Origin of the sequence: Hafnia sp., from assembly GCF_036648275.1 — a bacterium.
Lineage (GTDB): Bacteria > Pseudomonadota > Gammaproteobacteria > Enterobacterales > Enterobacteriaceae > Hafnia > Hafnia alvei.
Map to the genome: position 1 here is coordinate 70,917 of NZ_JAVXIQ010000013.1, position 13,364 is coordinate 84,280.

Annotated in this window: 19 protein-coding genes; 5 read left to right on the plus strand and 14 right to left on the minus strand. The window is 50.6% G+C overall.

Going from position 1 to position 13,364, the window contains the following annotated elements; genetic code table 11:
* Window positions 1–4: 4 nt before the first annotated feature.
* The 10 genes from RSC70_RS13110 to RSC70_RS13155 form a co-directional block, all read right to left on the minus strand.
* Window positions 5–2,329: a replication endonuclease gene (locus tag RSC70_RS13110; RefSeq protein WP_332542689.1), complete on the minus strand. Its 2,325-nt coding sequence runs from the start codon at window positions 2,327–2,329 to the stop codon at window positions 5–7.
* Window positions 2,330–2,505: 176 nt separating this feature from the next.
* Window positions 2,506–2,814: a DUF4406 domain-containing protein gene (locus RSC70_RS13115; protein ID WP_332542690.1), complete on the minus strand. Its 309-nt coding sequence runs from the start codon at window positions 2,812–2,814 to the stop codon at window positions 2,506–2,508.
* Window positions 2,814–3,035, minus strand: coding sequence for a DUF7446 family protein (locus tag RSC70_RS13120; RefSeq protein ID WP_332542691.1), 222 nt, complete (start codon window positions 3,033–3,035; stop codon window positions 2,814–2,816). Before RSC70_RS13120 ends, RSC70_RS13115 begins: the two co-directional genes overlap by 1 nt.
* Complete coding sequence (locus RSC70_RS13125; protein WP_332542692.1) at window positions 3,025–3,951, minus strand: DNA adenine methylase; 927 nt, start codon at window positions 3,949–3,951, stop codon at window positions 3,025–3,027. Before RSC70_RS13125 ends, RSC70_RS13120 begins: the two co-directional genes overlap by 11 nt.
* A 257-nt stretch (window positions 3,952–4,208) precedes the next feature.
* Complete coding sequence (locus RSC70_RS13130; protein ID WP_332542693.1) at window positions 4,209–4,601, minus strand: hypothetical protein; 393 nt, start codon at window positions 4,599–4,601, stop codon at window positions 4,209–4,211.
* Window positions 4,602–4,689: 88 nt separating this feature from the next.
* Entirely contained in the window at window positions 4,690–4,953 is a 264-nt protein-coding gene (locus tag RSC70_RS13135) for a hypothetical protein (protein WP_332542695.1), read from the minus strand.
* Between the two features lie 86 nt (window positions 4,954–5,039).
* Entirely contained in the window at window positions 5,040–5,267 is a 228-nt protein-coding gene (locus tag RSC70_RS13140) for a phage filamentation protein Fil family protein (protein ID WP_332542697.1), read from the minus strand.
* A gap of 12 nt (window positions 5,268–5,279) precedes the next feature.
* On the minus strand, window positions 5,280–5,453 hold the full coding sequence (locus tag RSC70_RS13145) for a hypothetical protein (RefSeq protein ID WP_332542698.1): 174 nt from the start codon (window positions 5,451–5,453) through the stop codon (window positions 5,280–5,282).
* Window positions 5,443–5,703 (minus strand): hypothetical protein, encoded by a 261-nt coding sequence (locus RSC70_RS13150; RefSeq protein ID WP_332542700.1) that lies wholly within the window; start codon window positions 5,701–5,703, stop codon window positions 5,443–5,445. The genes RSC70_RS13145 and RSC70_RS13150 overlap by 11 nt, the downstream gene beginning before the upstream one ends.
* A 2-nt stretch (window positions 5,704–5,705) precedes the next feature.
* On the minus strand, window positions 5,706–5,987 hold the full coding sequence (locus RSC70_RS13155; protein WP_332542702.1) for a Cox family DNA-binding protein: 282 nt from the start codon (window positions 5,985–5,987) through the stop codon (window positions 5,706–5,708).
* Window positions 5,988–6,097: 110 nt separating this feature from the next.
* On the opposite strand from RSC70_RS13155, the gene RSC70_RS13160 reads away from it, so the two are divergent.
* Window positions 6,098–6,406, plus strand: a complete 309-nt coding sequence (locus RSC70_RS13160) for a helix-turn-helix domain-containing protein (RefSeq protein WP_332542703.1) — start codon at window positions 6,098–6,100, stop codon at window positions 6,404–6,406.
* A gap of 66 nt (window positions 6,407–6,472) precedes the next feature.
* On the plus strand, window positions 6,473–7,453 hold the full coding sequence (locus RSC70_RS13165) for a phage integrase (protein WP_332542704.1): 981 nt from the start codon (window positions 6,473–6,475) through the stop codon (window positions 7,451–7,453).
* Between the two features lie 167 nt (window positions 7,454–7,620).
* On the opposite strand, the gene cpxP is transcribed toward RSC70_RS13165, so the two are convergent.
* Window positions 7,621–8,094 carry a cell-envelope stress modulator CpxP gene (gene cpxP, locus RSC70_RS13170; protein ID WP_332542705.1) on the minus strand — a complete coding sequence of 158 codons (474 nt, stop codon included), beginning with the start codon at window positions 8,092–8,094 and terminating at the stop codon, window positions 7,621–7,623.
* 151 nt (window positions 8,095–8,245) lie between these two features.
* Between cpxP and cpxR the strand changes: the two genes are divergently transcribed.
* The 3 genes from cpxR to trmL are packed head-to-tail and all read left to right on the plus strand — an operon-like array spanning window position 8,246 to window position 10,827.
* Complete coding sequence (gene cpxR, locus RSC70_RS13175) at window positions 8,246–8,944, plus strand: envelope stress response regulator transcription factor CpxR (protein WP_332542707.1); 699 nt, start codon at window positions 8,246–8,248, stop codon at window positions 8,942–8,944.
* A complete protein-coding gene (gene cpxA / locus RSC70_RS13180; protein ID WP_025801489.1) occupies window positions 8,941–10,311 on the plus strand; it encodes an envelope stress sensor histidine kinase CpxA in 1,371 nt (456 codons plus the stop codon). The genes cpxR and cpxA overlap by 4 nt, the downstream gene beginning before the upstream one ends.
* Before the next feature lie 42 nt (window positions 10,312–10,353).
* Window positions 10,354–10,827: a tRNA (uridine(34)/cytosine(34)/5-carboxymethylaminomethyluridine(34)-2'-O)-methyltransferase TrmL gene (gene trmL, locus RSC70_RS13185; protein ID WP_040045302.1), complete on the plus strand. Its 474-nt coding sequence runs from the start codon at window positions 10,354–10,356 to the stop codon at window positions 10,825–10,827.
* A gap of 61 nt (window positions 10,828–10,888) precedes the next feature.
* Here trmL and cysE read toward each other — a convergent pair whose 3' ends face one another.
* The 3 genes from cysE to secB form a co-directional block, all read right to left on the minus strand.
* Window positions 10,889–11,710, minus strand: coding sequence for a serine O-acetyltransferase (gene cysE / locus RSC70_RS13190; protein ID WP_040045225.1), 822 nt, complete (start codon window positions 11,708–11,710; stop codon window positions 10,889–10,891).
* A gap of 122 nt (window positions 11,711–11,832) precedes the next feature.
* On the minus strand, window positions 11,833–12,852 hold the full coding sequence (gpsA, locus tag RSC70_RS13195) for an NAD(P)H-dependent glycerol-3-phosphate dehydrogenase (RefSeq protein ID WP_046457280.1): 1,020 nt from the start codon (window positions 12,850–12,852) through the stop codon (window positions 11,833–11,835).
* The gene (gene secB / locus RSC70_RS13200; RefSeq protein ID WP_040045303.1) at window positions 12,852–13,325 is read right to left on the minus strand and encodes a protein-export chaperone SecB; all 474 of its coding nucleotides are present in this window, start codon (window positions 13,323–13,325) and stop codon (window positions 12,852–12,854) included. Before secB ends, gpsA begins: the two co-directional genes overlap by 1 nt.
* Between the last annotated feature and the right edge of the window lie 39 nt (window positions 13,326–13,364).

Genomic DNA, 13,364 nt, shown 5'->3' on the forward strand with positions numbered 1-13,364 from the left:
TCTCTTACTCCCCGCTATCTGCTGTCTTAACCGCCGCTTTCCAGCGGTCAACCAGCTCGCCAACCTTGTGTTTGGATATGGATTTACGCCACGGCTGATCAGTACCGGCGATAATCAACTCACCTGTAACCGGATGCGCGCGATACACGGTATCGAGTATCGTCACTTCATTACCGCGCGCCAGTTGCATGGCCTGCGGCTTACTGATCTGCACTTTCTTAATCTGCGCCCATGACTGAACCAGCCCCGCCAGACCAGCAATTGCCGGTGATAAAACCTGCTCTTGCTGCCTGATTGCGTGGGCGGCTTTGAGGTAACTTTCTGCCCGCTGGGTGTCATATTCGGAACAGTCGCCGCTGGTAATGCTGCGCGCCAGCTCCTCAAACTCATCAGCAGGCGATTTCTGCCGCTTAGGTTTGTGGTTATTAAGGCTTTCCCGTACCTGTTTTCGCTGTTCCTGGGTCAACTGACCGATCTCAAACTGTTCCGGCCCTTCCCGCTCATCTGGCACTGTCATTAATGACGGTGATCCGGGCGGTGAATTTGTTCGTTTTTTGACCTCAGTACAGTTATTGACACGAGTCCTAGAGGGCGCGGACGCGCCCCGAAGGTCAAAATCAAAGTCAACGGCCTGCCCGGAGTCGTCTAAAACCTCCGGTTTCTTACGCACAATGCGGTAGGTATGCAGGCGAGTTTCAATGGGTGGGATATGTACGGCTGGCATCATCAGGCCTTTGATAAGATCCCGATACTCGCCGTAATCATTAGGCTCTTCTTTCTGCTGGTACCAGATACGCAACGGCAGATCACGGCGGGCAACCAGTGCCCCGCCCTGCAATTGGGTGTATTGCTGCCAGTCGCCAGCATCCGCAGCGCGGTGCAGCTCAGCAAACAGCGGGTTTATCTTGTCGGCCTGTTCCTGATTGCGGAACCGGCGCAGCTCACGCCAGACAGATACCGGCGCGCCGCCCAAAAACTGAAACTGACGGATGCCCCAACAAGACGCCCAGGCGGTAGCATGTTTTGACGTTTCTTTCAGCGGCCTGCCGCTCTCGTCGTCGGTTTCACCGTCGAGCGCGTAGCCGTCAATATTCTTACTGATGTACTTCACCACGTAGCCGGTGGCGCTGCCGATTTCCTGATCGATCGGCTTCATATCAAAACGCGGCTGATTGCCGTGCTTACCCTGCAACTCTTCCGCATCCTCGCGGGTGGCATAGTCTTCCATCACTTCCAGCAGCTCGGCGGAATGTTCCGGCAGGGAGAACAGCAAGCCGTGCCAGTGCGGCGTACCATCGTGGTGTGACTCAGCCACTCGCAGGCCAAAGAGCGGAATTTCACGGCGGGCAAGCTCAGCACGAATCTTTTGCCATACCCGGTTAAGGTAGCGCTGCGTTGTTCTTGGGCTGGCACCGTTCCATTTGGCATTACGATGACCGAATACGGTATAGGCATGGTATTTGGATGGCGCTGTCAGAGTAAAAAACTGGCCTGAATAACCGCTTTCGGTGGCGACTTTCTCAAAGCCACCAATGCGGGTCATGAGTTCAACGCGGCGCAATGCCGGGTTAGAAATGCTCTTATCGATCTGCTCAATAAGTGAAATACGCTCTTTGGTGTCCTGGTCTTCCAGTTCAAGACGAGCCATGATCGCGCGGCTGCGTTTGCGTCTGGCATCCCACTCATCAACATGGTGCTTACTGCAATACGGTGCAGCGCCCCGCTTCACGTCACCAAAGGCAATGTGCAGGTGCTCACGCCAGCGCGCAGCGTACTTTTTCAGGTTACGGTGCCAATAGCGATCATCCAGCATCTTGCTGATGCCGGTAGTTGCTTCATCAATAAACAGCGCGCCCCGGCAATACTTTTCCCAGCTTGGAGGCGTCAGGAAGAAAAGCCGCGCGAGGATAGCCGCTTCGGTGTAAAGGTATTCTGCATATTTGCGATCACTCTGCGTCTCTACCGTTTCGTGAACTTCGCTCAGCACAGACCGCATATAGATAGCTATATCCTGAGCCAGCAGCTCAACATCTTCCGGCGTGAAGTCCGGCAGGTGGTTAAAACGCTCAACCAATCCGTGAAGAGTGTTAAACGTGTGGTAAAGCGGGTTTACCCCTTTGAATGCTGTATCAGCCTGAGATTTAGCCTCATCGGTCATCGCAATAGCGTATTGCTCATTCACCATGTTGATGGTCGGGAGATCCCTGCGAATGATATCGCGTAGCGCCAGACGGGCGATGTGCCTGCCCTTCATGGTGTGAATACTGTCAATGCGGGAAGCCAGACGCAGGCGAATAAAGCGAGGTAGCGCCGCAAGGGTAACTTTCACCCACGCCAAAAACTCCTGTTCTTGACCCAGTTCGACTAGATCAACAACGGGAGTCTTATCAACACAAATGGCAGCTTTCGGCTTCTGCCATTCGTAAGCGTACCGGGTGGCGTCTGGTGCACTACCCGGATACGGAGGGGCCGGCGTTGGGGCGCTGCGCCCACTTGCGGCGGTGGTCATCGTGCGCCCATGCACCGATCAATCATCTGGTGCTGAATATCCAGCCCCAACTTTTCAGCAAGCGCGTACTCTGCCTTTGCCCCAGCAGACCGTTGCCAACCGTCCAACATGAAGACGCCATCAGCGCAGCGAAGCATGGCAAGGCAGATATCCATATACTCGGCTTGCTCTAAGCCATCCGGCAGGATCGCCGGATTAAGAGCAACGTTTCCGCGCCGTACAATGTGCGCAGCAGCACGGTGAAACGCTGGGCGATTAAAGCCAGGCAATCCGCTCATTGGGCCAGCGATGTAGATCTTTGCCATCACTGAGCCTCCCGAACTTCAACGCTGAGCACTAATTCACGCCCATCTTTGAGGCTATAGACCCGATCTATTTTTTTTATATAAAGGCTCTCAGCCACAGCCTTACAGGCCATATCTGTAACATCCGCCTTTTGACCTACCCACATACCCTTTTCCGTATTCAAAGTTCCGTAGTAGATATTTCCGGTTAAAGGGCTTGCCCCCATGTGCTTAGTTTTCATTGCAATCCCCCACCATCGCGCTGTAAGTCGCATCACCACAACACGGCCCACAATCAGGACAACTCCCACCGCCAGCCCTTCCGCACCCTTCGCAAACTTTGAGGATGCCGATCACCTCTTTGGCCTTCTGGCGGTTGCTGGCATCAGTGCTAACGGAGCGCTGTACGTCGATTTCATGCAGGCGGAAGCGGTGGTAAATCTCGCGGGTCGTTTCGGTGTCACTGTTGGAAATGACAACCGGCGCGCCATATTTGCGGTTCACTTCCAGCAACTCCGCCGCTAACTGGCGATGGTGCTTCTCGGTGAATGGCTCGGTGTGGTATTGGGTGAAATTGGCGGTTTCGCTGGCAGGCAGGTACGGCGGATCGCAGTAGATGGCTTCATCCGCTCCGACCATTACTTTTAGGGTATTTTGAAACGAGCTGCACAAGAAAATAGTGTTGGTGTCGTTGGCCTTCTCCGCAAACTGGCGGATCTCCGCCTCCGGGAAGTAAGGCGCGCTTTTGTGCTGACCAAACGGCACGTTATAACCACCGCTCTGGTTGTAACGCACCACGCCGTTGTAGCCGTGGCGGTTGAGATAGAGAAATAGGGCCGCGCGGGCCACATCAAGCAAGCCTTTTGTACCGTTGAAAATGCGGCGGTTCTGTAAATATTCCTCTTTGGAATTGCCGGTCGCAAAGAGCGGGCGCGCAAGATCAATCACCAACTCAGGATTGCTTTTGACCTCACGATAAAGGCGGATCAGGTCTGGGTTGATATCCGCAAGAATATAGCGGCGATAATCGGTGTTGAGGAACACGGAAGCGCCGCCAACAAAAGGCTCAACGAGGCAACCAGCCTTTGGTAAATGCGGCAGCAGTTCAGGCATAACCCGGCTTTTACCACCGGGCCATTTGAGTAGCGATCGAATCATTATGTTCTCTCCTCAGCAGAGGCATTAACCTCCAGTAATTCCCGAGTTTTACTTGCCAGTTCAGCCACACAAGCAGACACACAGTCCGAACAAATTGCCCCGTTAGGCGAGACAATCAAGAGGCTAGATTTACGATGGTCTAGGCAAAAATCACATAAGCGCCGCTCGCTGGGTAAAATTAGGTGCATCTTGCTTTCTCCTGGGTGCAGGAAGCCTGGCGCAGTGATGCACCTGGCTACTGGTTAATCATTCAGTGGTTAATTGACTACGCCATTCGGCGCGGGTGGTGGTGATTCGCGTAACGCCTGAACCTCAAGGCGTGGCGCTGCATAGTCTGAGAACTCCCACGGCAACGCCGCAGCTAGTTCGGCAAGACGCTTAATCCCCAGCATCAGGCTGGCTTTGTCCTGTGAATCAAATTGTTCAAAAGGCAGCGCGAGATGTGAATGAGTCAGAGGCGGCAGGTCTTTGAAGCGCTGCGCGGCTTCGTTTGCCAGCAGAATGATCACCTTTTTCTGAGTTTCCCCCAGACGGTTGAAACGGTTCGCCATATCACTGGTGCGAGAAGCTGAAACGCTCGACTGCAAACGCGCACATTGCTCAAGGAACATTTGACGCCCGGTTACTGGTTTTTCTTGCCCGATACTCATAACCCTATCTCCCATCACTGCCGCTTATCAGGCGCGCCACTCGGAAGTAACGCCCCAGATAAGCACCGGCCTCCCGGTGCTTTTGGTTTTACTTCGCCACATCAATGGTGAAATTAATTACCTGAGGGAGCGGGCGAAGGAGATCGCACAGTGGGCAATCACATACCTTGCTCGCGGTGCAGTCTTCAATATGGCGCTCTTCAAACCATTGAGTTACCGCACGACCATCAGCAGCGCGGTAATGGATGTAATAGGAATTGCCACTTGAAATATATTTAGCACAAGCCTCAACGGTACCTTTTTCGCCGCTGGCTTTAATTAATACTTGCTGCCCTAATTCGAACTTAAGCATAATTAACCCCGTTATTTGGATGAGTGAATACACATCACTTAATAAAGTGATGACAGGTAGAAAAAGTTTTATCTGTTACTTAATTACTAAAGCAGTTTTCTAAATAACCTTGCTAAAGAACTAAATAAGCCTTTGTTTATCTTCTTCGTATAAACAAAAGGCTTACTCATTCCTTTAATGAAACGGACCTTATTTGGCTCTGGCTTAAAAAAACGTCCATCAGGGCATTCAATCCAGCCGCGAGTATTACGGTAGTGCGTGACCTGGCAACCGTGTTTTAGCAGGCTGGCAAGTGATGGGGAATTATTGTTCATATTGAATACCTGCTACAGTTGTCTGCGAGCCTTACGCTCAACTTCTTCTCGACGCCTTTTAAGCTCAGAAAGCGCCTTTAATTTCTGCTCTCTGATTTTTTCACTACGCCGCCTAATCAAGAATTGAGCGAAATTCAAACACAGCACTGCAAAAATAAAAAGACCAATGAACATTTCAACTTTCATAATCTTCACCACTCTTTAATTTATCTATTGTCCGTATTGCTTCAGCTAAAGCAAAGTCACGGCCATAATAATTATCAATACTTCCGTTATCATCGCGCTTATTTATCAAATATGAATTGCTTCGATTAAAAGCATTGCGTGAAGATTTGCGGATAGTGAATCCGGAATATACGTAAACATTTTTGCTTACCATAGTTAATCCCGGAATGCTTCCAGCATATGCCCCATGTTGTGAATAGCGCTTTTTCATAATCAAAGCCCAATCCACAGTAACCAAGCGTCGCGCTGCTCTTTCGGACGATTGAAATAAGCATCACGCATCGCACGGTTAAACTCAGGAATGAAGATCCAATTCTCAGAACGACCAGTTAGAGCTACTGGGTTCTTCATCTGAACCACTGGCAACTTGCCATCACGAACCATGTCACCCACTGCATTAGCTGATTTACCAATCATTTCGGCAAATTTTGGGGCAGGTACCGCATCCACTGGATGACGCAATTCAATGAAGCCCTCTGAGTATTTATCTTTCATGTGTAATAATCCTCTTTGATGTACAGCCGCTTCTAGCTGGCTGTAGCCGCCTCTAGCGGTGAATATTATGGATTACATGTAATCCCAACATTGAGGAGTTTAGATCACTTATGATCCAAAAAACAAGCATCGGCGAAAAAATCTTACTTATGAGGAAAGCCGAAGGGTTATCTCGTAGAGAAATGTCTGAGATCACAGGGATTTCAGCCAACAACCTGAAAAACTATGAATCTATAGGTAGGCAGATCCCCGGCGACTATCTGGCAATAATTCTCGAAAACCCACGATTTGAGAAATACACGCTCTGGTTAATGACAGGAAACACTGCACCAGACGCCGGACAAATTGCCCCGGCTCTCTCTCTTGATGGGCCAGAAACTGCGGCAACGTCACGCCGATCCGCCCGCAAGATTGGCTAACGCTGCACCATGATTTCATTGACTGGATAGATTCAATATCACTCTCTTCTACTGGAGGGCTTCACTATGTCGATTAAGAAGCTCGAAGGTGGTCAATACGAAGTAGACGTATACCCGCGTGGGCGTAATGGAAAACGCATCCGCAGGCGATTTGATAAGAAACAAGAGGCTGTGCTTTTCGAGCGGTATGTATTAGTCAACGCCGACAAAAAAGAATGGCTGGGCGCAAGCGTAGATCGCCGCACCTTAAGCGAGTTGCTAGATACCTGGTGGTTGCTGTACGGACAGACACAGGAAAATGGCGAGATTGAAAAGCGACACCTGAAAAAAACGATCAGGGCGTTAGGAGACCCAGCCGTTAATAGATTGAACAAACGCACTATAGCGCAGCACCGAGGCCAACGGCTGGAAGATGGGATAAGCGCGGCAACGATTAATCGGGATATTTACCGCTTTTCTGGCATGTTCAGCACACTGATAAAGCTGGAAGAGTTTAGGAAGGAAAATCCTTGCAAGGGCTTGGAACCACTGAAAGAAACGCCGCCAGCCATGACGTATCTAACGAAGTCGGAGATCGGCAGGCTGCTGGAAACGTTGAGCGGTGACGATCGACGCGTAGCGCTGATATGCCTCAGCACTGGCGCACGTTGGGGTGAGGGCAGCACGTTACGCGGCGAGCAGGTTAATCACGGGCGTGTGACGTTCCTCAAAACCAAAAACGGGAAAAGTCGAACGGTTCCGATATCGGAAGAACTGGAAGAAGAGATCAAGACCAGCGACACAGGGTTACTGTTCAAAGTTGATTATGAAAACTTCTGCGAACGGCTCAAAAAGGTTAAGCCCGATCTGCCACGGGGGCAGGCCACGCATGTACTACGGCATACGTTCGCAAGCTGGTTCATGATGAACGGGGGGAACATCATTGCGTTACAGCAGATTCTGGGGCACGCAAGCATACAACAGACGATGGTTTATGCTCACCTTGCACCTGATTATCTCAAGCACGCAGTAACGTTGAACCCACTTGGTGGAGGGGTGACGATTTGACTACACGTTGACTACGCCATTAAACACTATAACCCGTTGTAGCCGCTTCTGGCGGTTACACGGTCGTTTGATTTACAAGGGTTTTATTCTAAGTACCTGATAAAAAAAACCCCACCTTACGGTGGGGGAAGACAGGGATGGTGTCTATGGCAAGGAAAAACAGGGTGCTACTCTTTCGTACCTAACTTCAGGGCTGAAGTATTCTGCATGGTCGCTATCTGCTGCTGCCAATTGGCAATCCGCTGCTGGTAACGCTCATTTAACTGGGCCTTTTGCTCTGGAGTAAGCAGGTTGTACATCTGGTTGCGAATTTTCGCCATTTCAACCTGACGGTTTATACTCTCCTGAGCCATTTTTTCGGCTAACTGCCGCACTGCGGCTTCATCGAACTTTTCTGCCGTTACCAGATTATGCATGGCTTCAGCCTCCGCTATATCAACGCGGGGTAAATCATGTCGCGCTAGTTGCATCAAATCGCGCATTTGTTGACGCTGATGTTCGGTAAGATTCACACCGTCAAACATACGGTTATGATCCATACTTTGATACAACATACCGTTTTGTTGAGTGCCATCGGCAAATGCTGCGGTAGAGGCCATCGCAAGCATCAAAGTCATGGCTAACGAGGTTACTTTACGCATCATCTACTCCTTTGCTTTGGCTCGCTTATGTGAATCAACGAGAATCAGTGTAACTCGGGGCCTGAAAACTAGCGTCAGTGCATGTAAAACTAAGTAAAGTCATGGAATAGCGGCACTTGTTGTCGTATTTTGCGTCAGGAGGTAAACACCTATGAATAAAATTTTACTGGTTGATGACGATCGCGAACTGACGTCACTGTTGCAAGAACTGCTTGATTTAGAAGGTTTTAGCGTCGTGATAGCGCACGATGGCGAACAGGCTCTGGAACTTTTAGATTCCAGCATTGATTTATTATTGCTCGACGTAATGATGCCAAAGAAAAATGGCATCGATACTTTAAAAGAAGTGCGCCAGCATCATCAAACGCCGGTAATTATGCTCACGGCTCGCGGCAGCGAACTGGACCGCGTATTGGGTCTTGAGCTTGGTGCAGATGACTATCTGCCAAAACCATTTAACGATCGTGAACTGGTTGCGCGTATTCGTGCCATTCTGCGTCGCTCCAACTGGAACGAACAGCAGCAAAGCAACGAAAGCAATGCGCCAACGCTAGAAGTGGATCACCTGCTGCTTAATCCAGGGCGTCAGGAAGCCAGCTTTGATGGGGAAACCTTAGAGCTCACCGGCACTGAATTTACCTTGCTCTACTTGCTGGCACAGCATTTGGGTCAGGTAGTGTCACGTGAACATTTAAGCCAAGAAGTGCTCGGCAAACGCCTGACACCTTTTGACCGCGCAATTGATATGCATATTTCCAACCTGCGCCGTAAGCTGCCAGAGCGTAAAGATGGTCAGCCTTGGTTCAAAACACTGCGTGGTCGCGGTTATCTGATGGTGTCTGTTTCATGATTAATAGCCTTACGGCACGTATCTTTGCCATTTTCTGGTTAACGCTGGCGTTAGTTCTAATGGTGGTGCTCATGCTGCCAAAACTCGACTCGCGCCAGCTAACCTCATTACTGGACAGTGAACGCCGTCAAGGCATTATGCTGGAGCAGCACGTAGAAGCAGAGCTAGCTGTTGATCCGGCGAATGACTTGATGTGGTGGCGTCGTTTGTTCCGCGCCATTGATAAATGGTCACCTCCGGGTCAACGCCTTCTTCTGGTGACAAGCGAAGGGCGCGTTATTGGCGCTCAACGCAATGAAATGCAGATTGTACGTAACTTTATCGGCCAGTCTGATAACGCAGACCAGCCGAAAAAGAAAAAATATGGCCGACTCGAAATGCTCGGTCCATTCCCTATTCGTGATGGCGAAGATAACTACCAGCTCTATCTGGTTCGCCCCGCAAGCAGTCCTCAGTCTGATTTTATCAACCTGATGTTTGACCGACCGCTGCTGCTGCTGCTTGTCACCATGCTTATCAGCTCACCATTGCTGCTTTGGCTCGCATGGAGCCTTGCAAGCCCCGCTCGTAAGCTTAAAAACGCCGCCGATGATGTTGCCAGCGGTAACCTTAAACAGCATCCAGAACTGGAGGCTGGCCCACAGGAATTCTTAGCCACAGGCGCCAGCTTTAACCAAATGGTTAGCGCGCTAGAGCGTATGGTTAATGCACAGCAGCGTTTAATCTCTGATATTTCGCATGAGCTAAGAACGCCGCTCACACGCTTGCAGCTTGCCACTGCGCTGATGCGCCGTCGCCACGGTGAATACAACGAGCTTTCACGCATTGAGATGGAGGCACATCGCCTCGACAGCATGATTAACGACCTGTTGGCGCTATCACGCAATCAGCATAAAACCGAGCTAGAACGCGAGCATTTGAAAGCCGATGAGCTTTGGGATGACGTGCTAGACAACGCGAAGTTTGAGGCTGAGCAGGTTGGGAAAACGTTAGAGATCATCAGCCCTCCAGGGCCTTGGCCGCTATTTGGCAGCCATGCAGCTCTGGATAGTGCGGTTGAAAATATCGTGCGTAACGCGCTGCGTTACTCTCATCATCAGATTGCGGTGACGTTTAGCTGCGACAATCAGGGCATCACTATCCACGTTGATGATGATGGTCCAGGCGTTGCACCAGAAGATCGTGAGCAAATTTTCCGGCCGTTCTACCGCACCGATGAAGCGCGCGATCGCGAATCAGGAGGAACAGGCTTGGGCCTCGCCATCGTTGAAACCGTGGTTGAGCAGCATAACGGCTGGGTGAAAGCCGAAGACAGCCCGCTGGGCGGGTTACGCCTGACGCTTTGGCTTCCGCTTTATACGCGATAAGTTTGGAGTATAATGCGCCCCCTGACCTTGGGGGCGCATCACATGCTTAATATCGTTTTATTTGAACCTGAAATCCCACCGAATACCGGCAACATCATCCGTCTTTGCGCCAATACTGGCTTTAGCTTGCACCTCATTGAACCTTTAGGCTTCACATGGGATGACAAACGCCTACGCCGCGCAGGTTTGGACTATCACGAATTTGCTACGCTGAAGAAGCACCATGACTATCAAGCGTTTCTCGATAGCGAAAAACCAGAACGCCTGTTTGCATTGACCACTAAAGGTACTCCAGCGCACAGCGCCGTGAGCTATCAGGCCGGAGATTATCTGGTGTTTGGCCCAGAAACACGTGGCCTACCCGCCTACATTTTGGATGCACTTCCTGCACAGCAGAAGATCCGCATCCCAATGCTTGCTAGCAGCCGCAGCATGAACCTGTCTAACGCAGTTTCAGTGGTGGTTTACGAAGCATGGCGCCAATTAGGCTACGAAGGTGCTTTGCTCAAAGAGTAAGTTTTACTGTGATATGCGAGGCAGGCGAGTGTCTGCCCCGTAGAATGAAATGAACCTGCTGTTAAATTCCGTCGCCGAACTCAAAACCATCGTGTGAACCGTTAAACAACTGATCCATATCCATAGACGGCTTTTCACTTTCAGGACGCCCCACGATGCGCGCAGGCACACCCGCCGCCGTGGTATGAGCAGGAATAGGATGTAGAACCACCGAACCCGCACCAATCTTGGCTCCGCGACCCACTTCAATATTACCCAGAATTTTAGCGCCCGCGCCGATCATAACGCCTTCACGGATCTTCGGATGACGATCGCCCCCTTCTTTACCCGTACCACCCAGTGTTACGGATTGCAGAATAGACACGTCGTTTTCAACCACGGCCGTTTCGCCGATCACAATACCCGTCGCATGATCGAGCATGATCCCGCAGCCAATACGCGCCGCAGGATGAATATCAACGCCAAAGACAACCGAGATTTGATTTTGTAGGTAAATGGCTAGTGCTTTGCGATCTTGCGACCATAACCAATGACCAATACGGTAGGCCTGCAAGGCATGAAAACCTTTCAGGTAAAGCAATGGCGTGGAGTATTTATCTACCGCAGGATCTCGCTGGCGAACCGCGAGAATATCGCGTGCCGCGTAGTCGGTCATATTGGTGTCGGCGCGATACGCCTCTTCCACCACTTCGCGAATAGCAATCGCTGGCATAATGGCATTGGCCAGTTTATTCGCCAGAATATAGCTCAGCGCACTGCCCAAATTTTCATGCTTAAGGAGTGTTGCGTGATAGAAGCTAGCCAGCATCGGCTCACACTCGGCTAAACCACGCGCCTCGGTTTTGATGCATTGCCAGATTTGTTCTAGTTCTTCTATCGACATACAACACTCCCTTCAATCAATTTAATTGCTGCCGTTACTATATCAGCTATAGTTATAATTCAGACAACAATTAATCAGACCAGCCGTAGCATGGTCAAGCCTTGATGTTAAAAACTTGATCTCTAACGGCTGGTTTTTTCGTCTTTGCGCGCTCGGCCTAGCAGCGTCAACGCCGCTTCACGAGCATCTTTATGGCAATAAAGCACCTGATAGATTTGCTCAGTGATAGGCATCTCCACACCAAAGCGTTGGGCCAAGGCCATCACTTCTTTGGTATTTCGATAGCCTTCAACCACTTGGCCGATCTTATCCTGCGCTTCCTGCACGCCAACGCCCTGCCCCAGCATAATCCCAAAACGGCGGTTACGAGACTGGTTGTCAGTACAGGTCAGCACTAAGTCACCCAATCCAGACATCCCCATAAAGGTGGTTGGATCGGCACCCAGCGCAACGCCAAGACGACTCATTTCGGTCAACCCACGTGTGATCAACGCAGTTCTGGCGTTTGCACCAAAGCCGATGCCGTCAGACATGCCTGCGCCAATGGCAATCACGTTTTTTACCGCACCACCTAGCTGTACACCGATGAAATCAGGATTGCTATAAACACGGAAGCTTTTGCCGCAGTGTAGTAGCTGCTGTAAATCGTCGGTGAACTGTGCGTCAGTAGATGACAGTGCGATTGCAGTAGGTAAACCCGCAGCCAGTTCTTTGGCAAACGTTGGGCCTGACAGCGTAGCTAAAGGAATGTCAGGGCCAAGCGCTTCACGAGCAACATCTTGTAGCAAACGACCTGTTTCTGCTTCTAATCCCTTGGTTGCCCAAACGATTCGTGAATCAGTACGAAGGTATGGCTTCAGTTGACGCAGCACTTCACCAAACACATGGCTCGGTACAACGACCAGCACATCACGGCTTGCAGCCATTGCCTTCGCAAGATCGGTTTCCAGCGTCAGCGTATCGGGGAAAGGAACATCAGGCAGAAATGCCTGATTACAACGCGCGGCATCCAGTGCTTTGATATGTTTAGGGTCGTGACCCCATAACACCACTTGGTGCCCATTACGCGCTAGCGTAATTGCCAAAGCGGTGCCGTAAGAACCGGCACCGATGACGGTCATTGAAGCCGTAGGGTTATTCATTAGGCATCCTGAGGCTGCGGTTCAGCACCTTCTGCGCCTTCAGCCTGCTGCAAATAATTCATGAACAGTGCGTCGAAGTTCACTGGAGCCAGGTTCAACTGTGGGAAAGTACCACGAGAAACCAGGCTAGTGATGCATTCGCGTGCATACGGGAACAGGATGTTCGGGCAATAAGCACCCAGACAATGCGCCATCTGAGTTCCTTCGATGCCAGAAATAGTGAAGATACCTGCCTGCTGAACTTCACACAGGAATGCAGTTTCTTCGCCCAGAGTTGCCGTTACCGTTACGCGCAGCACCACTTCAAACACGCCGTCAGCCAGTTGAGTGGATGCAGTGTCCAGATCCAGTTTAACTTCTGGCTGCCAATCTTTCTGGAATACAGCTGGCGCATTTGGAGCTTCGAAAGAGATATCTTTGGTGTAAACACGTTGGATCTGGAAAGACATCTCTGAGTTGTTTTGTTCTGACATAGCGTTAATACCTTTTAAGTTAATATCCATAAATGGGAA